The sequence below is a fragment of the Enterobacter sp. HG048 genome, from assembly GCF_024702055.1.
GTDB lineage: Bacteria > Pseudomonadota > Gammaproteobacteria > Enterobacterales > Enterobacteriaceae > Enterobacter > Enterobacter dykesii.
In genome coordinates this window covers 42,746-63,694 of record NZ_JANLIZ010000022.1, presented here as the reverse complement: position 1 = coordinate 63,694, position 20,949 = coordinate 42,746, and the positions used below count along the sequence as shown (strand labels likewise).

Sequence of the window (20,949 nt, the reverse complement as noted above, 5' to 3'; positions counted from 1 at the left end):
GTTTTCCCGTTTCTAAAGGAGTAACCAATATGGGCTTTGCATTGCCTAACGGCGCTCACGTCTATCTGGCATCGGGTTATGGCCCAGCCATTTCTTTCACCGGGGCGACGAACGCCGAAAATATGGTGATCACCGTGAGTGAAGCGGACGCTCTCAAGGTAGGTGATATTGTTCATGTGAACTGCAACTGGTCCGGTGTTGATAACGTCATCGCAAAAATTGATGCAATTGCCGAAAGCGCCGTAACTCTTCGCAATATCAATACCACCAACAAAAACAAATATGCCGCTGGTGGCGGTACCGGTTCGATCCGCAAGGTACTTGAATGGACCGAGCTGCCGCAAATTACTGAGGTGTCGAAATCTGGTGGCGATCAGAACACCACACAGATTCAGTTCCTCAGCGATGATCGCCAGCGCAACCTGAATACCTATAAATCCGCTGTCTCTCAGACCTACTCGATCGCTCACGACTCAACTCTCCCGGTATATCCATTGCTGCGCCAGCTGGATGAAGACGAAGAGACCGTGGCGGCTTACATGTACGTACCGAAGGCGAAGGAGAACCGTTACTGGGCGGCCACGGCGTCCTTTGACGATACGCCAACTACTGCGGTTAACGAGGTAGAGACAGTAAGTGTGGTGCTGAACCTGCAGTCACCGGCGATGACGTTCTACAAGGTGACTGACGCTGCCGCCTGACCCGTCAGAGCTTTCACTATTCCATGCCTCCCATCACGGAGGCTTTTTTTCGTTAAGAGGTATCGATGGCGACCAAATTCACCCTTCAGCCCAAACCTACATTCAAGGCCAATGTCTCGATCCCCCGCGCTGGCGATGAGGATGGCGTGCTGACGTTCACGTTCAACCACAAGCCACTTAAAGAACTGGCTGACCTCGAAAAACTCGAAGGTAAAACCGCCACTGATTTTCTGATGGAAATCATTGCTGGCTGGGCACTTCCCGACGCATTCAACGCGGAAAACCTTTCGGTGCTGCTCGAGAACTATCCGGCGGCGATGAAGGCCATCCCGGAAACCTACTACCGAGAGCTGATGGGGCAGCGCGAAAAAAACTGATAGCGGTTGCCTCTGCGTTCTATACGCCTGAACCCACAGCGGCAGACCTGGCGCCTTACGGGCTTACGCCGGATGACTATGACGATCAATACATCGACGTCTGGCCAGATGTATGGCCTTCATTCCTGGTGTTTCAGGCTGTCAGTACGCAGTGGCGCACGGGTATGGGCGGCACGTCCGGGCTCGACTATAACGTTTTGCCCTGGGTAATGCGTCTGCACAACGTCGACGATGAGGCAACCGCGCTTTCGGACATCCGGGTGATGGAAAGTGCTGCGCTAAAAATTATGCATAAAGAGAGGGCGTAATGAGTAACGATATCGCCACGATTTCCCTGCGTGTAAATACCAGTGAGCTGGAGCGCGGTAATCAGGCACTGGATCGCTTTCAGGAGACCGCGTCCGCCGCGGCAGGTAAAGCGGATGACCTGAATAGTACGTTCCGCACCGGTATCGATAACCAGAAGAAAAACAGCGAAAGCCTCAAGCAACAGCGGCAGGAACTGCAGAACCTACTGAATAAAATCAGCCCCGTAAACAAGGCGCTGGATGAATTGGACACGATCCAGGAAAGCCTGGCGAAGTTTCGCGGCAAAGGGCTGGTAGGGGATGAAGACTTTACTCGCTACAACAGCGTGCTTGAGACGACCCGAGTTAAACTGGCGCAGGTCATGGAGTCTGAGACCGCAGAGGGGCGGGCTCGCATTGAACAGGCACAGGCAGCGCAGCGCGCAGCTGCGGCGGGCAAAACCTTTATCGATTCGCTGGAAGAGCAGGTCACAGCAATCGGAAAAACTCGCGCAGAACTGTTAGAGCTAAAAGCAGCCCAACTTGGCGTGTCCGATCGTGCTGCACCGATGATCGCCCGACTGAAAGAGCAGGAGGAAGCGTGGAAGTCAGGAGCGATCAGCGCGGGGCAATACCGCAACGCGATGCGTTATCTACCAATGCAAATGACCGACATCGTAACTTCATTGGCGTCCGGTATGCCGGTTTATATGGTAGCCATTCAGCAGGGCGGCCAGCTGCGCGATTCGTTTGGCGGTGTAGGCAATGCTCTCAAAGCGATGTTGTCGATGGTGACTCCTGCCCGAGTGGCCATTGGTGGCCTGGCTGGTGCCGTTCTGATTGCGGCAAAAGCGGGGTCGGACTACTTCACCGCCTACGACGAAATCAACAAGGCCATTATCAGGACTGGCAACATTGCAGGCACGTCAGCGCTCCAGGTAATGGCTTCCTCCCAGTCTATTGCTGCCTCTAGTGGCGCTACTGTAGAAACCGTTCAGAGTCTGATGACTGAACTGATTAGCATGGGATCGCTCACACAGCAGCAGCTTGAAAAAGTGGCAGGCTCTACGGCACTTGCAGTTCAAACCGGTATTGTTTCGGCGCAGGACATCACCAAGGCATATCAGGATATAGAAAAGGATCCGGTTAAAGCCCTTCAGAGTCTAAACGAACAATACAATTTCCTGACTGTTTCGCAGCTTAAGCACATTGATGAGCTGGTGAAACAGAAGGACCAGACCGCGGCCGTTACACAGGCTATGGACCTGTTTGGCGATACGATGACAGAACGTGGAGAGCAGGCTTACGACTCGCTGACACCGTTTGGTCGCCTGTGGCTGGATATCAAAGACTGGGCGTCTGAGGCCATGCAGAATATCGGTCAGTGGGTAGCTGAGCTGGCATCAAACACACTGAAGGAATTCAACGCAATTTATTACAGCGTTGCGATAGTTTTCCAGAAACTGAACCAGATCATTTCTTCCTCTATCGCTGCCGCGATTAATCTCGTTCCTGACTGGGCGAAAACAGATACTCTGCAGGGATGGCAGGACTATAACGAACAAATGGCCGGTGCTTATGGCGACAGCGTTTCTCAGCTGAAAAAAGACTGGGATGCCGCAGACATTAGTGCAAGTAAATACCTTGATACCACCCGCAAGATAAAAACCGCGACCACACAGAAGGATCGAGAAGAAGTCGCTGCTTTTGGCAAAAAGACGAAACCCGGAAAACAGGGCACTGTATCGGCTGGCGATCGCAGCATGGATGGCGCCCAGGCCGAGTTGTTAGCGCTTCAGGCACAGCTACGGACCCTGCAGCTGCATAAAGGGCTGAACGATACTATTAGCCAACAGCGCAAAGACCTTTGGACTACGGAAGCGAAATTTCAGGTGCTGGAAGAGGCCTCCCGAACTCGCTCTCTGACAAAGCAGGAGCAATCTCTGCTCGCGAGTAAAGACCAGGTGCTGCAGTTAGCGCGGCAGAAAGCCCTGTTAGGTGATCAGATTACCGCACAGGAACAGCTGAACAAGCGAATGGATACCTCGCAGAAATACGTCACGCAGATGGCTGAGAAGCAGGCTGCATTAGTGAGTGGTGGCGGGATGAGTGACCGCCTGTCACAACGTGAACTGGCAAAGAGCCAGCTTTCTTCTGGCTGGATCAACTCAGGCGGCACGCTTGACGACGAGGGTTATCAGAAACAGCTTAAGGCAGCTAATGATTATTACGATGCCGAGGACCAGCTGCGCGGTGACTGGCTGACAGGTGCGAAAAAGGGCTGGGCGGAGTTTGAAGACAGCGCGACAAATGTTTACTCCCAGGTGCAGACGGTTACCAGCAACGCGTTCACCGGCATGGCCAGCACCCTGACTGATTTCTTCACCACAGGTAAATCTAACTTCTCAGATTTCCTTTCTACTTTCCTCAAGGGCATCGCCCAGATGCTGACGCAACTGGCTTTGGTTAATGGAATGAAGTCAGCGTTTGGTGGAACCGGTATCGGCGCGTTCTTTGGTTTTTCAGGTGGTGGTTTGGTGCCGCGATTCGATAGCGGTGGCTACACCGGTGATGGTGGTACGTACCAACCGAAAGGTGTAGTTCATGGTGGTGAGTTTGTATTTACGAAGGAAGCGACCAGTGCACTTGGTATTGGCAATCTCTATGCGCTTATGCGTGGAGCTCAGGGGTATGCAAACGGCGGTTATGTTGGCCACGCCCCGATGTATGGACTGCAACCTTCGGCAACTGGCGGCGTTACTATTCAAACGTCTGTGGTAGTTCAAAGCCAGAACTCTCAGCAGCAGACTTCCGGCAATAACGATGCTATTTCTCGGGCTTACAAACAGACCATCGATCAGTCGGTTCGTGCAGGGATTGCCAAACAGCTTCAGCCTGGAGGTCTAATCTGGAATGCTACTAAATTTAGATGACAACTTTACAATGATGAACATGGGGTTATCAATGAAACGCTTCAAATACTGATCGTGAGTCTAAAATCTTGCATATGTCTCATTATTTTTAGATTCAATAAGTTAGACTGATGACCCTGTTTTGATGTCTCATACAAGGATAAACGAAGTGGGCATTACCTATGAACAAATGATTACTAAGAAAAAAACTTTCGATGATGAATTCATTAAAAGAATAGAATTCCTTTATCGTGGCATTCAAAAAGTTTTAGTGGAGTATCGCGCCTCTATAGGCATAAGTGAAAGTAATGTGTGGAAAAATAATAAAGGAGAGACGAGGCAATATGTGATGCCAATGACGTATGAAGATGGCGACTACAAATTTAAAGGTATTAATACAATCGACTCAAATCCATGTGATTTTTTCATTGCCACTGTACTAGATGTTAAACATGGCAAGCCAATATTTTCTGGATGTAATGTTAGGTTGAAGACTGATCAACAAGCAGAAGAACTATACGTTTTAGTTGGTGACTATCCACAGCAGAAAGAGTTCAAAATTGTAGATGATGATTTCTCTCATGTTTGTATCGAGATACAAAATAAAACCTACCTAGATATCGATAGATTTAAGAAAAGTTAAGCAACAGCCATTATAAGTCTTAAAATTAATTGAAGTCCAATTCCATTCTAATATCTGTCCTTGCGGTTGTTATTATTTTATCCACTCTATTCGTTACCAATACTTCACCCGCTCCGGCGGGTTTTTTTATGCCCGGAGAAAGCATGGCAATCGAAACATTTATCTGGCGAACCCAGATTCAGGCGGGAATGGAAGGGGAGCTCACTTACGCAACACGCTCTGCATCCTTTGGAGACGGCTTTGAACAGATCGCCGGTGAAGGCATCAACGCTGAAAAACAGTCATGGCCGATGACCTTAACGGGAAAAAAGGCAGAGATGCTCGATGCGCTAAGTTTTTGCCGCAAGCACATCACAAAATCCTTTATCTGGACGTCTCCTGTTGGCGAAACCGGTTTATACCGGATTGAAGCTGATTCCATTAAAGCCCAGCCGCTATCCAGCAAAGTGATGACCATAAAAGCAACCTTCAAACAGGCATACGCACCATGATTACTGAAGATTATCAACGCCTCGAACCGGGTGAAAAAATACGTCTTCTTGAGGTAGACGGTTCTGCGTTTGGTCTGGACGACGTTCTGCGCTTTCACGCTTATAACCTCCCGCATACTGAAGAAGAGATTGCGGCTGCTGGTGGCGACGAATCAAAGTTAAAGGCGAAGAGTATTTGGTGGCAGGGCGAAGAGTATGGTGCCTGGCCATATAAGCTCGAGGGACTGGAAGCGTCAACCGATGGCAGTAGCGCCCAGCCGACGCTCACCGTTGCCAATATTGACAGCTCTATCACTGCTCTCTGTCTGGTCTATGACGATATGCTTCAGGCCAAAGTTACGATTCATGACACTTTTGCGCATTACCTGGATGCGCGTAATTTCCCTGATGGAAATCCAACAGCAGATCCCTTGCAGGTGAGGAAGCGGGTTTTCTATATCGACGGTAAAAATAGCGAGCTTCCCGGTGAAAGTATCGAGTTTGTTCTTACCAGCCCGATGGATCTGCAGGGATTGATGATTCCGACCAGACAGCTGCATTCCCTTTGCACATGGTGCATCCGGAATAGGTACCGCACCGGCGATGGGTGCGATTATGCCGGCACGCTTTACTTCGACAGAAACAACAATCCGGTAAGCGATCCCTCATTGGATGAATGCAACGGCACGCTCACCGCCTGCAAGCTTCGGTTTGGTGAACACAATGAACTTCCTTTCGGTGGTTTTCCGGGAACATCTTTGATCAGGAGTTAACATGCGTCAGAAAACAATTCAGGACATCCTGGCGCATGCTGCGAAAGACTATCCCCACGAATGCTGCGGCGTGATAGCGCAGAAAAGCCGGGTTGAACGCTATTTCCCTTGCCGTAACCTGGCTGCTGAGCCAACGGAACAGTTTCACCTTTCGCCAGAGGATTACGCTGCTGCTGAAGACTGGGGGACGATAACGGGAATCGTACATAGCCACCCCGACGCGACGACCCAACCAAGCGAACTGGACAAGGCTCAATGCGATGCAACGTTGCTGCCCTGGCATATTGTCAGTTGGCCGGAAGGAGACTTTCGTACCATTACTCCACGCGGAGAATTGCCGCTGCTCGGGCGCCCGTTTGTGCTCGGACACTACGACTGTTGGGGGCTGGTGATGAGCTATTTCCGGCAGGAGCATGATGTCGAACTTCAGGATTACCGTGTTGATTATCCGTGGTGGGAGGGCTCCTATCCGGATAATTTCTATCAGGATTGCTGGTATGAATGTGGGTTCCGAGAATTCAGAGGATCACCAATGCCGGGCGATTTGATCATCATGCAGGTGGAATCGAATAAGTGGAACCATTCAGGGATCTTGCTGGAGGGGAACATGCTTCTCCATCATCTTTATGGTCACCTCAGTCAACGTGTGCCATATGGAGGGTACTGGATGGAGAGAACCATGAAAATTGTCAGGCATAAAAGCCTAATCATGCAGGAGGGATAATGTACGAATCCGTCCGTACTGTTCGCCTATATGGTGTTTTGGGTACTACGTTTGGCCGCGAATTCCAACTTTCAGTAGCCTCACCAAAAGAAGCCATCCGCGCATTGTGCGTTATCGTGCCAGGCTTCGAGCGTTTTTTGAATACCAGTAAGCAGCGCGGGCTTACTTACGCTGTATTCAGTGGAAAGCGTAACCTGAACGATGAAGAACTCTCTATGGATCAGAGTACCGCTGACATCCGTATCGCGCCGGTTATCCTCGGGAGTAAACGTGGTGGAGTATTCCAGACTATCTTAGGCGTGGCTTTGGTCGCAGTTGGTGCTGTGGCGTCATACTTTGGCGGTGGTGCAGTTGGCGTTCCTCTAATGCAATTTGGCGCTGCGATGGCCCTTGGTGGTGTCGTACAAATGCTCTCTCCGCAGACAACGGGACTTGCCAGCAAGCAATCGGCAGACAACAAGGCCAGCTACGCATTTGGTGGAGTAACCAATACGACAGCCCAGGGAAATCCGGTACCGCTTCTTTACGGCAAGCGACGAATCGGTGGTGCGATCATTTCTGCTGGCATTTATGTTGACGATCAGCAGTAGCTATAGTGCCAAGCTAAGAGTATCTTCTTGAAAGAACGCATTATATAACTGGAAATGCTTATGGATGGTTATGCTATAGACTTTCAAGATTTACTTGGATTAAGAAAATTAAACGAGCCTGGTTTGGACAGAAGGGCGTTCACAGACTGGGCTGAAAACCAGATTTCTGCTGGCAATGAGTCTTCAAATCTTTTGATTTTGGCATCTTTGGGATTAGATAAGGAAATCTCGAAAGATGAGTTATTTCGCTACTTTGATGGCTACGTTGATGAGATTGGGGAAGTGTTGCCTACTGAACGAGTCGCGTTCATATTGGCAATGCGACTAACATTCAAAAAGCTCGCCTATTCTGAACTTGAGGATGATGTCTGGAGTGAATTAACTAGAACTTTTGCTAAATGGTATGACTTGCCAAATGGCCTTTTATATAGAGTAATGACGTACTGGAGCGCATTGCATGATGATTTTACAAATAATTATGAATATGAGGTTGGGTATTATTACCTGAACTATCCGCGACACGGTGACATTCCTCGTTCGGAACAATTAGAGTACGTTCGTAATTGTGCAATTCGCTTTCTCCGTATTTTCGATGAGCACTATTATTTTGGTTTGCTTATCAAATAATATTTAATTCAACATTGTTCTAATTATGGCCACCTCCGGGTGGCTTTTTTTATGGGCGCAATATGGCTATAGCAACCGCTATTAAAGGCCGCAAGGGCGGCAGTTCAAGCTCAAGAACTCCTACAGAACAGCCAGACGATCTGCAGTCAGTAGCCAAGGCAAAAATCCTTCTCGCGCTGGGAGAGGGGGAGTTTGCTGGTGGCCTTACTGCGCGCGATATTTATCTCGATGGCACCGCACTTGAGAACGCAGATGGTTCACAGAACTTCAGCGGTGTGGCGTGGGAGTTTCGTTCTGGAACTCAGGCGCAAAAATACATTCAAGGGATCCCGGGTACCGAAAATGAAATCAATGTAGGCTCCGAAGTTTCCAGCTCTACAGCGTGGACGCGCACGTTCACCAATACGCAGCTTTCAGCTGTTCGCCTGCGTCTAAAATGGCCTTCTCTCTTCAAACAGGAGGATGATAGCGATCTGGTTGGCTATTCGGTCAACTACGCAATTGACCTGCAGACAGATGGCGGTACCTGGCAGACGGTGCTAAATACCAGCGTGACCGGGAAAACCACCTCTGGTTACGAGCGCAGCCACCGTATCGATTTATCTCAGGCTGGCAGCATCTGGACCATCAGGCTGCGTAAGATTACAGCTGACGCAAATAGCGCGAAGATTGGCGACACGATGACGCTGCAAAGCTTCACAGAAGTAATCGACGCCAAACTGCGCTATCCGAATACCGCGCTACTGTACATCGAATTTGATTCGAGCCAGTTCAATGGCTCGATACCGCAAATATCCTGCGAGCCTCGCGGACGTGTTATCCGTGTGCCCGATAACTATGACCCAGAAACACGAACGTACAGCGGCATCTGGACGGGCGCTTTTAAGTGGGCATGGACAGATAACCCTGCGTGGATATTTTACGATCTGGTGGTCACTGACCGCTTCGGCCTTGGTAATCGGCTAACGGCAGCCAATATCGACAAATGGACGCTTTATCAGGTCGCTCAATATTGTGATCAACCGGTACCGGATGGTAAGGGTGGTAGCGGAGCTGAACCTCGTTACACCTGCAACGTATACATTCAGGATCGAAATGACGCTTACACCGTCCTGCGTGACTTCGCCGCCATTTTTCGAGGCATGACCTACTGGGGAGACGATCAGATTGTTGCCCTTGCGGACATGCCCAGAGATGTCGATTTTACCTACACGCATGCTAACGTTGTCGACGGCAAATTCGTATATTCCAGCAGCACAACCAAAAGTCGCTACACAAACGCTCTTGTATCCTGGTCTGATCCGGCAAATGGCTATGCTGATGCAATGGAGCCAGTCTTCGAACAGGAGCTGGTGGCGCGCTATGGTTTCAACCAGCTTGAGATCACCGCCATCGGTTGCACCCGGCAGTCTGAGGCTAACAGAAAAGGGCGCTGGGGGATCCTGACCAACAATAAAGATAGGATTGTAACGTTTGACGTTGGTCTGGACGGCAATATTCCTCAGCCGGGGTACATAATTGCTGTTTCTGACCGAAATCTTTCAGGGAGAGATTTAGGCGGTCGATTATCCGCGGTTAATGGTCGCGTCCTCAAGCTTGACCGGGTACCAAGTGCTAAGGTCGGCGACAGGATAATGGTAAACCTGCCGTCGGGTATTACCCAATTCCGGACGATTCAGTCCCTGTCAGGTGAAATGGTTACCGTGACAACCGCCTTTAGTGAACTTCCGCAGGCTGAGGCTGTATGGGTTATTGAATCTGATGAACTTTATGCGCAGCAGTACAGGGTAATTAGTGTCACCGATAACAATGACGGGACATATACCATCACGGGGGCAAATCACGATCCGGATAAATATGCCCGAATCGATACGGGTGCCATCATTGATCAGCGGCCGGTAAGTGTCATCCCTCCAGGTAATCAGTCGCCGCCAGCCAACATCGCGATCAGCTCGTTTTCGGTGGTTCAGCAAAATATCAGCGTCGAAACCATGCGCGTAAGCTGGGACCAGGCACAAAATGCCATCGCCTATGAGGCGCAATGGCGCCGCAATGACGGGAACTGGGTTAACGTGCCGCGCAGCTCCACCACGTCATTCGACGTCCCGGGGATTTACGCCGGACGGTACCTGGTGCGCGTGCGTGCTATCAACGCAGCGGAAATTTCTTCCGGGTGGGGATATTCAGAAGAGAAGACGTTGACCGGCAAAGTGGGCAATCCGCCCAAGCCAGTGGGCTTTATGGCTACGGCCATCAACTGGGGTATTCGTCTGAACTGGGGCTTCCCGGCAAACACCGGCGATACGCTTAAAACGGAAATTCAGTACACCGCTAACAGTGACTTTTCCGATCCGTTGCTGCTATCGGACGTACCTTATCCATCTGCTGAATATACCCAGCTCGGGCTGAAAGCCGGGCAGGAATTCTGGTATCGCGCGCAGCTGGTTGACAGAACGGGTAACGAGTCCGGCTATACCGACTGGATCAGGGGAATGTCTAACGATAATGCTGATGATTATCTGGGTGAAATCGCAGACGATTTCCTTACCTCGGCCGACGGCGACCGTCTGACCAGCGATATTGATACCAATCTCGAAGCTGCAATGCAGAACGCGCTGGCCAACCATGGAACAGTTGAACATCAATGGGCGCAATACGGAGAGGTACGCGCCGATATCCTCGTTGTGAAAACGACTATTGCTGAGGTGGATAGGGCAATGGCCGAAATGTCGACACAGGTGCAGGCGCAGATCGACAACGTCACCGCTTCCCTGGAAGACAAGCTCACAGCCGTCGTCGATGCCTCAGGTGCTTCAGCAATCTACACCCTCAAAACAGGCGTGAGGATAAACGGGGTGATGTACAACGCCGGGATGTCGATTGCTGTGCTTGCTGAGGCCGGGAAACCAGTAGTTACCCGTATTGGGTTCAACGCTAATCAGTTTGTATTGATGAGTGGCAGTGGTGATACCCAGTATTCACCGTTCGCAGTGGTTAATGGTCAGGTCTTTATTAGCTCAGCGTTTATTCAGGATGGCACGATCACCAATGCTAAAATTGGCAACTTCATCCAGTCCAACAATTACGTACCAGGGCAGTCCGGGTGGAAACTGGACAAAGGCGGTACCTGGGAAAACTACGGCAGCGATGGGCAGGGCGCAAGAAAGACCACGAACGTTACTGACAGCATCAGGGATGCGAACGGTGTCCTCCGCGTACAGATTGGTAAACTTACAGGAGTATTTTAATGACGTGGGGCATTCAGACATGGGATGCCAATGGCAATCCGAACAATTATGGTATTAAGCCAGTTTCAGTGGTCGGACGTATTCAACTTTCTGAGGGGCAAAACTCTGGAAGCTGGTCGTTTACCATTCCGGCAGGAATGAAGGTCGGGTTTGTCGTTTCTCTGGATAAGGGGGCGGTCTCGGTAGGGCGCAGTATCGTCGCCAGCGGAAATACGATAACTCTTGGAGCAGCAAACAGCGCAGGGATTGGAAACTTTCCAGCCTCTGAATGTGAGCTCGTAGTTTTTGTGGAGAAAGCATAATGGCAGATTATGGCGCACTGATAGCTCTGGATAATGGAAATCCCTTTATTACGCCTCAGTCCACGCCATTTTGTCTCTACAGGAGGGCAGTGGTTAACTCAGTAGCAAGCGGGGCATATCACGGTGCATCTGCAACAATAGCTCTGGACGTTTCTTACCCAGCAATGGTTTTTTGCAAAACGAGTGATACTGCTCAACCTACTATGGTTACTGCAGCCAGATCAGGAGGAAATATTCTTGTTGGATCAAGCAATGCCTATGGACAGGCACATACATTAACGGCTTACATCTTTGCTATTTATCCTCAGACATTGCCAAAATGGGGATTTGCTATCTGGGATGCCACCGGGAAGTTGGTTCTGACAAACGAGAGTCGGATATTGAGTGACCTTGTGACTGTTGGGACGCCTGGAGCTACGACAGGTGGAATTAATATTGACGTCACTCTGCCTGGTAGTTATGCGGTGGCACCCGCTATTCTTGGCTCCCAGATCATCCAGAACAATAACACTAAACCACCCACTATTGTGAATATCACAGCCTACTCAGGATGTCGGTTTAATGGTTCATCAACCAGAATTAATGCCGCGCCCTCGACAACGTCTACCGGTTCTGCTGCGGGTGGGACAACGACTGGAATAGCTTTGACGGCTATCAACACCGCCGCCTATGATTGATCGTTTTAAGCGATCAAATTCACTTAATTGATCTGTTATATCTATTTTATATTTCAGTACCGCTGCGTTAGTTTTTACTTAATAAAAACTAACCACGGTGTGAAATGACGAAAATAATGTTAGCGATGGCATTTTGCCTGTTTCTTTCTGCTTGCTCTGGTTCAGTTCTGCAAAAGCAAAAGCCATTATGCGAGGCAGAAGCACTTATTGGAGGTCAGGTTCTGTCGGTACAGATTTACGGTGTGCGTAAAGTAGCTAATCAGACAGAATATAGAGCAGGCTACCCCTTCAACTGGCGATGGGTGAGCAAAAATAACTTCACCAGGTCGACCTGTTCAAAATGAACAAAACAAGAACCCGCTTCGGCGGGTTTTTTATTATCTGCACTCAGGAGTCTTTTATGTCGGCAGGTACCCTCACCCTGACAAATGGGTCCGCTATTGTTGGCGGTTCCGGAACTGTATTCGCAACCGAACTCTCTGCAGGTGACTTCATTGTCTCTACTGTGGGTGGTGTACCTTATACGCTGCCGGTGAAATCAGTCGAGAGCAATACCCAGCTGACGCTGGTCAGCAACTTTACCGGGCCAACTCAATCCGGCGCGGCCTGGTCAGCGGTCCCTCGCGTGGCGCTTAACATGGTCACTGCCGCGCTGGTGACGCAAAGTGCTGAAGCGCTGCGTGGACTGAATTACGATAAACAGAACTGGCAGCAGGTTTACAGCGCCGCCGGAAATATCACAGTTAAGCTGCCAGATGGTACGACATTCATCGGCCCTTCATGGAAATATCTGTCTGACAATATGGCAACTAAGAGCGGCGGGGCCGTACCTGTTAACCAGGGCGGTACCGGATCGACAACCGCATCAGGCGCTCGCACAAACCTCGGTTTAGGAAACAGCGCAATCAGGGACGTCGGCGCAGCGGCGGGAACGGTCGCCGCCGGCGATGATTCGCGTTTAAATACTGTCGATCAGAAAGCGGGTGGAAAAATTACGAGCCCAATTACAGTCCAGCCAGGGATTAACGGTAACCCCGGATTTGCCATCAATTCTGGGGATAATGGTGGCGGTGGATTGATGAATAACGGCATCAGCCTGGTCGTGGCCAGTGGCTATAACCCAAATACAGGTAATTACGTCAACCTCATCAAAGGCACCTGGTATACAGGAGAATGGTCTTTCGGGGGAGCCCGTGGTGGCGGGGCTAATTTTGATAATGTCACACTAAACCTGAAAGGGTCGAATCAGGAAGGGATGGTCACTTGGGTTTTCCATTCCAATGGCGCTGCCACAGGCAATTGGGTAACGGCATCTGACGAGCGCATCAAAGAAAATGTAACGGTAATCGCTGATCCACTTATGAAAATGCAGCAGGTTCGAGGCGTTGAATGGGACCGCCTCGACACTCCTGCGCATGGGTATGGCTTCATAGCTCAGGAAGTCGAGAAGGTTTTTCCTGAAGCAGTTAAATCATATGGAAAAACAACGTTACGAGATGGCTCAGAAATAGAGGATGTAAAATCAGTCGATACCTTCGGTGTGGCTGCCGCTCTTCACCATGAAGCCATCCTTGCTCTAATGGATGAAGTTAGTTGCATCAAAAGGCTAATCAAAGAACTGGATGTAGGGGCTTTGGATTAAAACTACTCAATTGGAGTTTGAAGCGAATAATTTACAAAAGTCATAATTCGAAACGAGAGAGAAACTTAGAAACGAAACGGCGAAGCTTTAAGCAGTGACGGTAGGGCCTGTATCTTGCGGACACTTACAAATAAAACTACTGTATATAAAAACAGTATTAGAGGTGTATGCAATGGAATTCATCAGGCCAACAGAACTGCGAGAAATTATCGCGCTTCCGCTTTTCAGTGACTTAGTGCAGTGTGGTTTCCCCAGCCCTGCAGCTGATTACGTTGAACAGCGTATCGATCTCAATGAGTTACTTGTTGCTCACCCGAGCTCAACATACTTCGTTAAAGCCGCGGGTGATTCAATGATCGAAGCCGGGATCAGCGACGGTGATCTGCTGGTGGTGGACAGCTCACGCACTGCTGAGCATGGTGACATTGTCATCGCCGCGGTGGAAGGGGAGTTCACTGTTAAGCGCCTGCAGCTGCGCCCGACCGTGCAGCTCAATCCTATGAACAGCGCTTACTCGCCGATTATTGTCGGTAGCGAGGACACGCTTGATGTTTTCGGTGTCGTGACTTTCATCGTTAAATCTGCGAGCTGAATATGTTTGCGCTCTGTGATGTGAATTCTTTCTACGCATCATGCGAGACGGTGTTTCGGCCCGATTTGAAAGGGCGGCCAGTGGTTGTTCTCTCGAATAATGACGGCTGCGTAATCGCGCGCAGCGCCGAGGCCAAAGCCGCCGGAATTACCATGGGAGAGCCTTTCTTTAAGCAAAAGGATCTATTCCGGCGCGCTGGTGTTGTTTGCTTCAGCAGTAATTACGAGCTCTATGCTGACATGTCCAACCGGGTGATGACAACGTTGGAGGAAATGAGCCCCCGCGTCGAAATTTACAGTATCGATGAAGCTTTTTGTGACCTGACTGGTGTTCGAAATTGTCGTGACCTGACAGACTTTGGGAAAGAGATCCGCGCTACAGTTCTGAAGCGTACGCACCTGACGGTCGGTGTTGGCATTGCCCAGACAAAGACACTGGCGAAGCTCGCAAACCATGCCGCCAAAAAATGGCAGAGGCAGACGGGCGGAGTTGTTGATTTGTCCAATATCGATCGCCAGCGTCGGTTGTTGGCTATTGTGCCTGTGGAGGATGTCTGGGGCGTCGGCAGGCGCATCAGTAAGAAGCTGAACGCCATGGGCATCAAAACGGCTCTCGACCTCTCAGAGCAGAGTACGTGGATTATTCGAAAGCACTTCAATGTTGTCCTGGAGCGAACTGTCCGGGAGCTGCGCGGCGAACCATGTCTGGATCTGGAGGAGTTTGCACCAGCTAAGCAGGAAATCGTCTGCAGCCGGTCATTCGGCGAACGCGTTACTGAGTATGAACAGATGCGCCAAGCTATCTGCAGCTATGCCGCCCGTGGTGCTGAAAAACTACGGGGTGAACATCAGTACTGCCGCTTTATTTCTGCGTTCGTGAAAACCTCTCCCTTTGCGCTTAACGAGCCGTATTACGGTAACAGTGCGTCCATAAAGCTTCTTACCCCAACTCAGGATTCACGCGACATCATTAACGCCGCGGTAAAGTGCCTGGACAAAATCTGGCAGGATGGTCACCGGTACCAGAAAGCCGGCATTATGCTCGGGGACTTCTTCAGCCAAGGTGTGGCCCAGCTTAACCTGTTCGATGAGAACGCGCCGCGGGCCGGAAGCGATAAGTTAATGGAGGTGCTCGATCATCTGAACGCAAAAGACGGGAAAGGAACGCTCTACTTTGCCGGACAGGGCATACAGCAACAGTGGCAGATGAAGCGTGAAATGCTCTCCCCACGCTATACCACTCGTTTTTCTGATCTCCTTAGGGTCCGATAATATTTAGCGAACCCATGGCTAACTTAATCTTGTGTTGAAAACTAAATTACTCAAATTCATCCAAGGTACCGATTACCGCACCCTGTTCAATTTGACCAAGTCCAAACTTTCCAACTAGAACATTGCATTCCATGGTAACAGAAATAGTCATACTGCGACCCGGTACTCCAACTTCTTTTCGATGCTCGCCACTTGCATTAGCTGAAATTTCTGCATAAAAGCCGTTTTCGAAACTATAGCTTTCTAAATTAATATCTTCAATATTCTCAAAAATGGTATTTGACATCGCTATAGCGCCTGCGGTTCCTTCATTATTAAAGATATCAAAAGGATAGCTCTCAAATTCATCCCTGCAAGATTCAGCAAGCAGATCGCCAGAAATTAATTTAAAAGGTTGCTCTTCAAATAAAGATTCTAGATGTTCGAAAATAAAATCCGCAGTGAGGTTTTCATTGTCTGAATTTTCGTCATCTACTATCTGTTCTAATCGTTTTGCCAATTCATCATCATAATAAACATACTTTACTTTTCCTAAAGTCTCATTATTGAAATCCTTGTCATTTACTAGTGATTCGAAATCTTCATATCCAAATAGAGACGCTATGATTGAGCTTAAAGCATTAAGGGAAAGATGAATTCCATCTTGACTTAGGCTGCTTTCAACTGTCTGCATGAGATAATATGCAGATGGAAACCTGTTGGTTGCTTGAGTGGCTCTTGCTTTAGCAGAGTCGCTTTCAAATTTTATCTTTTCCAACTCGGCTTGTTTAATTTTTTTCTCTAGGTCTATTTTAGATATATATTCTTTATTTAATGCTTCTTGTGCTAACGCCTCCTGCTCCTTAGCCATGGATTTAGCTTCTAAAGTTTTTTGTTGTAATCTTGAGGTTCTTTCATTTAAATGCTCCAGTACGACATTTCTTTTATTGATGTCTTGCTGGACTAATTGTTCTAGAAATTGTTTGTTAGGGTTTGACTTTAATTTTTCTTTGTTAAGGTTTTTTTGATGATTAATTTTTATTAATTCAATATCAACTGCTTGTTTATGAAGGCTTTCGTTAGCCCAATGCTGAAGGAAATTAATACAAAATGAGAACCAAGGGAAAATAAACAAGTAGAATGCCGCAATGCAGAATGGAATTGTAAATAGTTGATTCCATCCAAGTAAAGGTGTCTCGGAAATGTAGTTATAAAATAAATTTATTCGTTCTGAGGCTTTACCATTTCCCCAGAAAAGTAAAGATAGCTGTCTCCAGTTGCATATCAACCAAGCGCAGAAGAATGTCCCAATAAATGGATCATTTATTTTTGTCTTTGCGTTGCCAGCTATTGATGTAAATATATCATCTAAGAATTTCATTGTTTCAAGCTATAGTGAGTATCTGTAGGGATTAATCTAACAGAAAAAATAATAACATAACAATAAAACTATACATTCATTATTGCTAAGTGGGACTCAACATATGTTAACGAATGTTAAAAGTCGAACTTGTGCGGAATAATTGTTGACTTATTGATCGTTTTGTATTAAAGCAAGAGGTTAAGGTTTGTATTAACTAATTATGTCAATCAATTCTTTTCCTTGCGATTTAACATTCCCTATATTACGTGACACCGCATGCCAAACAAAGTTCTCTGCTGGCACAGCGCCGTCGACGGCTATATCTTCAGCTTCTTTCCCGCCTATATCCTGACGTATCCACTCCCTGGCGGCTTCTGGTGACAGAACAAGCGGCCGGCGGTCGTGAATATCGACTAGGCCTTTATCAGCTGCAGAAGTCACGATGAGAAAACCCTCCGCTTCATCGCCTCGCTCAAACGGAGTGCTGCCGATCGCAGCCATGAATATCGGCTGGCCATCTGCACGGTGGATAAAGTAGGGCTGTTTTTTGTCGCCTTCCTTTTTCCACTCGAACCATCCATCGGCGAAGCATATCGCTCGGCCATGCTGCCACAAAGATTTAAACATTCGACTCGTGGCCGCAGTTTCGACGCGCGCGTTAATCAGTGGCGGCTTATCCCACCACCCGGGCGCATAGCCCCAGAACACTGGATCGAGATGCAGCTGCTCGTCGCGTTCGCTCAGAAGCAGAACTTTTGTACCGGGCGCAACGTTGTAGCGTCCAATCGGCTCCGGGTCGTATGGGATGTCACGATCGGCTTCATCGACCAGGTAAGCCAGATATTCTTCACGCGTTTGAGCTTGTGCAAAACGTCCACACATAGAAACCTCCAGCCAAATGTCAGACTGAAAGTATAGGGCAGGGAGAAAAACAGGAATGCGCTGTGTAAAGTTAGGGGCAAATTTAGGGGCAAAAATGCGGAATAGGGGCAAAAAAAGGGCATTAAAAATGTAGTTGTGGGTAGCTTTAGGGAGAAGTTGCTATGCTATAATTACTTGAATAGATTGATAAAAAAAATAATATCAATGAGTTGACAAAATCAGCGTAGCTTATTCAGGTTGTATTGTTCTTTTTTGTTAATTTCTTGATTCTGTTGCATTAAGTACTACCTTCGGAGCCAGCAGGGGCAAACATTGTATGCCGCGTATGGTACGGATTCCGGCGACGAATACCAGCACGTTTTACAGCGGGGTTAAATATGGAACCCTATAATGATTCACATTATGCAGGCTTAAGGGTAATGACTAGTGATGTCGGGGTGATGCGTTATATCGACAAGGGTAGCTTTAAAAAGCCTGAAAAACCTGGGAGGGCATCAGAAGGGTGAAGGCTCGCTGGGATAAGTATCACTTTTATCTCAGCTTAAAGCACCTCAACCAATTCAAATTCTTCTGCGATCAGTTCCATATCTTCAGAAAAATGGCCTTCGCGGAAGAAAAATCGCTGATGCTCTTTCTGCCAGTATTCAAGGCTTAAATCACCTTCACCCTCTTTGCGAGCGAACTCCTCATTAACATCGCAAAAACGCACCAGCCGCATTGAAACCAGCCGGATCACACAGACCGGGACATTCTGGCCATCAAGGATTATGTTGTAGCTCCCCATCCGCGGAGCAGACATATCCTGCGCGTACGAGGCAAAAGATCCGCAGGTGGCCGTTTTGATTCCTTTTTTAATCAGGTCCGCAAGCACGCTGGCCAGTTCCGGGCCATCACCCATTTGCCAGGCCATTGCGCCTGGGTATTTCATTTGTAATTCCTCAACCTTTACCATGCCAATCCTTTCTTAACCCTTGATTAAAACAGTTTTAGCATAAACTCTGTCGTTACAGGAAGCGTAGTCGGCTTTTCCTACGCGTTTGTGCACGGGTGGGCAGGAAAACAAAGCGTTGCGCATATTGGCCGAGTAAATATAACCTTATGGGGTTATTTGTGTGGTGAATCCGTTGCCTGCAGCCAGGCGCGTGACGTTGTATAACGAGGAAAAGTCAGTGGAACAGAACCGACACCACGCTTTTTCTGTAACTTTTATATTTCTGACGCCTGACATGGTATTTCTTTCTTTATCAACCATGCTTAAGACGATGACAATTCAATCACTTCAGCATCATCGAAGCGGCAACTTCACTCTGGTCGAGAATCCTCAATGCGCCGTATATCGATTTATTTAGCTGTAGCCACGACAATTTTTATACTGGGCGTTTTTATTATCAATTTACAGGTCTGGTATTCTGCACGGGCAGACAGTCTGGCAGGGGCGCGCTACGTCGTCCGTAATATGAATGTTATTCTTAAGGAAGCCCGCGATGCAGCCCGGATAGCGATGCAACTTGCTGAAAATGAATGCGATGCTGAAGGACAATATCGGCTCGGCACCGAAGCTGCGTTACAGCCACACCTGAGAACGATCGTTATTCTGAAAAAAGATGCGGTCTGGTGCTCTTCGTTGCCGGGAAACCGCGTATTGTTGGTTAACGGCTCAGCGCTGCCTGAAACAATATTGCTGCTCGTTCCCGCGCAAAGTACAGTCAACGGTCTGCCGGTTCTTTTATACCAGACACAGCATGCCGGAAGCCGAATCATGGTGAGCATCAGTGACAGCCATATCCGGGATGCGCTGAATATGCCATTACGTGGCGTGGCGTATTCACTGCAGGTTGGCAATCGTAGCTTAGGCCAATCCGGCGATGTGATGACGCCAGCCCATGCAAACAAAGATGTACTCAGGGTAAAAGACGCTGATTATCCTTTCGCGATTCAATTTAACTCTCCGCCTTTTTTTAGCCTGACGAGACTATTCGACCAGGCCGGTGGAGTGCTGTTATTTCTGCTGCTCATTTCCTCTCTTCCTGCTTATCTTCTGCAGCGATATCTCTCTAAGGATATTTCGCCTGAGGAATCGCTGCGTATTGCCATCTACAGAAATGAAATTATTCCCTACTACCAACCCGTAGTAAGCGGTAAAGAGGGAACGTTGCGTGGGGTAGAAGTGCTGGCCAGATGGAAACACCCGAAGTCAGGGTTTATCTCTCCCGCGTCATTTATTCCTCTCGCTGAGAAATCGGGCTTAATCATTCCCTTAACCCAGAGCTTAATGCGTCAGGTTGCATCGCATATGAATTCGATTTCTACCTTGTTACCCGAAGGGTTCCATGTCGGTATTAACTTCAGCGCGTCTCATATTGTTGCCTCCACTTTTGTTGAAGAGTGTCTCCACTACAAGCGTAGCTTTATTCATCAGGATCTTAACCTTGTCATTGAAGTGACCGAGCGAGAACCCCTCCATGTCGATGAACATCTCGTTAAGACCCTGAATGCGCTCCACGAGATTGGTTTTGCTATTGCACTGGATGATTTTGGAACCGGCTATTCTGGTCTGTCTTACCTGCAGGATTTGCACATTGATTACATCAAAATCGACCAAAGCTTTGTTGCCAGGGTTAATGCCAGTGCGGACTCAACCGTTATACTGGATTCGGTACTGGAGCTGGCAAAAAAATTGTCAATCAGTATTGTGGCAGAAGGCGTTGAAACACCAGAGCAGCTGGATTATCTCACGCGTAACCACATCAATTTTTTACAAGGTTTTTACTTCTTCAAACCCACACCGTTTAAGGAACTGGTGAAAGTTCTTTTGTCGAAGCCAAAAGTTAAGGTGAAAGTGGAGTGACGTTTATCGCACCGTATAAAAAGGGGGGGACAACATCTTGT

General features: G+C 48.5%; 21 protein-coding genes and 1 pseudogene. 18 read left to right on the top strand and 4 right to left on the bottom strand.

All coding sequences use genetic code 11. From position 1 onward, the window contains the following. Positions 1 to 29 precede the first annotated feature (29 nt). The 17 genes from NUX24_RS20045 to NUX24_RS19965 all read left to right on the top strand — a co-directional run bounded on the left by NUX24_RS20045 (position 30) and on the right by NUX24_RS19965 (position 15,836). Positions 30 to 701, top strand: a complete 672-nt coding sequence (locus NUX24_RS20045) for a phage tail protein (RefSeq protein ID WP_025913016.1) — start codon at positions 30 to 32, stop codon at positions 699 to 701. Between the two features lie 65 nt (positions 702 to 766). Then, positions 767 to 1,078, top strand: a complete 312-nt coding sequence (locus NUX24_RS20040; RefSeq protein WP_024907206.1) for a phage tail assembly chaperone — start codon at positions 767 to 769, stop codon at positions 1,076 to 1,078. Further along, a complete protein-coding gene (locus NUX24_RS20035; protein ID WP_308280951.1) occupies positions 970 to 1,386 on the top strand; it encodes a DUF1799 domain-containing protein in 417 nt (138 codons plus the stop codon). The genes NUX24_RS20040 and NUX24_RS20035 overlap by 109 nt, the downstream gene beginning before the upstream one ends. After that, a complete protein-coding gene (locus NUX24_RS20030) occupies positions 1,386 to 4,298 on the top strand; it encodes a phage tail tape measure protein (protein WP_257833678.1) in 2,913 nt (970 codons plus the stop codon). Before NUX24_RS20035 ends, NUX24_RS20030 begins: the two co-directional genes overlap by 1 nt. Positions 4,299 to 4,446: 148 nt before the next feature. Continuing rightward, positions 4,447 to 4,920 carry a hypothetical protein gene (locus NUX24_RS20025; RefSeq protein WP_257833676.1) on the top strand — a complete coding sequence of 158 codons (474 nt, stop codon included), beginning with the start codon at positions 4,447 to 4,449 and terminating at the stop codon, positions 4,918 to 4,920. Positions 4,921 to 5,063: 143 nt separating this feature from the next. Next, on the top strand, positions 5,064 to 5,411 hold the full coding sequence (locus NUX24_RS20020) for a phage tail protein (protein WP_257833674.1): 348 nt from the start codon (positions 5,064 to 5,066) through the stop codon (positions 5,409 to 5,411). Then, positions 5,408 to 6,163: a phage minor tail protein L gene (locus NUX24_RS20015; protein WP_257833672.1), complete on the top strand. Its 756-nt coding sequence runs from the start codon at positions 5,408 to 5,410 to the stop codon at positions 6,161 to 6,163. Before NUX24_RS20020 ends, NUX24_RS20015 begins: the two co-directional genes overlap by 4 nt. Before the next feature lies 1 nt (position 6,164). Beyond that, entirely contained in the window at positions 6,165 to 6,887 is a 723-nt protein-coding gene (locus tag NUX24_RS20010; protein WP_257833670.1) for a C40 family peptidase, read from the top strand. Continuing rightward, the gene (locus NUX24_RS20005) at positions 6,887 to 7,477 is read left to right on the top strand and encodes a tail assembly protein (protein WP_257833668.1); all 591 of its coding nucleotides are present in this window, start codon (positions 6,887 to 6,889) and stop codon (positions 7,475 to 7,477) included. The genes NUX24_RS20010 and NUX24_RS20005 overlap by 1 nt, the downstream gene beginning before the upstream one ends. A 60-nt stretch (positions 7,478 to 7,537) precedes the next feature. Beyond that, on the top strand, positions 7,538 to 8,104 hold the full coding sequence (locus tag NUX24_RS20000; protein ID WP_214586492.1) for a hypothetical protein: 567 nt from the start codon (positions 7,538 to 7,540) through the stop codon (positions 8,102 to 8,104). A gap of 62 nt (positions 8,105 to 8,166) precedes the next feature. Then, a complete protein-coding gene (locus NUX24_RS19995) occupies positions 8,167 to 11,352 on the top strand; it encodes a host specificity protein J (RefSeq protein ID WP_257833664.1) in 3,186 nt (1,061 codons plus the stop codon). Further along, on the top strand, positions 11,352 to 11,654 hold the full coding sequence (locus tag NUX24_RS19990; protein WP_149323838.1) for a hypothetical protein: 303 nt from the start codon (positions 11,352 to 11,354) through the stop codon (positions 11,652 to 11,654). Before NUX24_RS19995 ends, NUX24_RS19990 begins: the two co-directional genes overlap by 1 nt. Next, the gene (locus NUX24_RS19985; RefSeq protein WP_257833662.1) at positions 11,654 to 12,331 is read left to right on the top strand and encodes a hypothetical protein; all 678 of its coding nucleotides are present in this window, start codon (positions 11,654 to 11,656) and stop codon (positions 12,329 to 12,331) included. The genes NUX24_RS19990 and NUX24_RS19985 overlap by 1 nt, the downstream gene beginning before the upstream one ends. A gap of 104 nt (positions 12,332 to 12,435) precedes the next feature. Further along, positions 12,436 to 12,675 (top strand): cor protein, encoded by a 240-nt coding sequence (locus tag NUX24_RS19980; RefSeq protein ID WP_257833660.1) that lies wholly within the window; start codon positions 12,436 to 12,438, stop codon positions 12,673 to 12,675. 56 nt (positions 12,676 to 12,731) lie between these two features. Then, a complete protein-coding gene (locus NUX24_RS19975) occupies positions 12,732 to 13,973 on the top strand; it encodes a tail fiber domain-containing protein (protein ID WP_257833708.1) in 1,242 nt (413 codons plus the stop codon). A gap of 172 nt (positions 13,974 to 14,145) precedes the next feature. Further along, complete coding sequence (locus tag NUX24_RS19970; protein ID WP_028013554.1) at positions 14,146 to 14,565, top strand: translesion error-prone DNA polymerase V autoproteolytic subunit; 420 nt, start codon at positions 14,146 to 14,148, stop codon at positions 14,563 to 14,565. Positions 14,566 to 14,567: 2 nt separating this feature from the next. Next, on the top strand, positions 14,568 to 15,836 hold the full coding sequence (locus NUX24_RS19965) for a Y-family DNA polymerase (protein ID WP_257833658.1): 1,269 nt from the start codon (positions 14,568 to 14,570) through the stop codon (positions 15,834 to 15,836). A gap of 46 nt (positions 15,837 to 15,882) precedes the next feature. Here NUX24_RS19965 and NUX24_RS19960 read toward each other — a convergent pair whose 3' ends face one another. From NUX24_RS19960 to NUX24_RS19945, 4 genes and pseudogenes are all read right to left on the bottom strand, one after another. Continuing rightward, positions 15,883 to 17,196 carry a hypothetical protein gene (locus NUX24_RS19960; protein ID WP_257833656.1) on the bottom strand — a complete coding sequence of 438 codons (1,314 nt, stop codon included), beginning with the start codon at positions 17,194 to 17,196 and terminating at the stop codon, positions 15,883 to 15,885. A gap of 192 nt (positions 17,197 to 17,388) precedes the next feature. Next, positions 17,389 to 18,060, bottom strand: coding sequence for an SOS response-associated peptidase (locus NUX24_RS19955; RefSeq protein ID WP_257833654.1), 672 nt, complete (start codon positions 18,058 to 18,060; stop codon positions 17,389 to 17,391). A gap of 313 nt (positions 18,061 to 18,373) precedes the next feature. Beyond that, positions 18,374 to 18,445: pseudogene (locus NUX24_RS19950) on the bottom strand (hypothetical protein); the annotation flags it as partial. A gap of 156 nt (positions 18,446 to 18,601) precedes the next feature. Continuing rightward, on the bottom strand, positions 18,602 to 19,012 hold the full coding sequence (locus tag NUX24_RS19945; protein WP_257833653.1) for an ASCH domain-containing protein: 411 nt from the start codon (positions 19,010 to 19,012) through the stop codon (positions 18,602 to 18,604). A gap of 372 nt (positions 19,013 to 19,384) precedes the next feature. Between NUX24_RS19945 and NUX24_RS19940 the strand changes: the two genes are divergently transcribed. Then, positions 19,385 to 20,908 carry a cyclic diguanylate phosphodiesterase gene (locus NUX24_RS19940; RefSeq protein ID WP_257833652.1) on the top strand — a complete coding sequence of 508 codons (1,524 nt, stop codon included), beginning with the start codon at positions 19,385 to 19,387 and terminating at the stop codon, positions 20,906 to 20,908. Positions 20,909 to 20,949 lie beyond the last annotated feature (41 nt).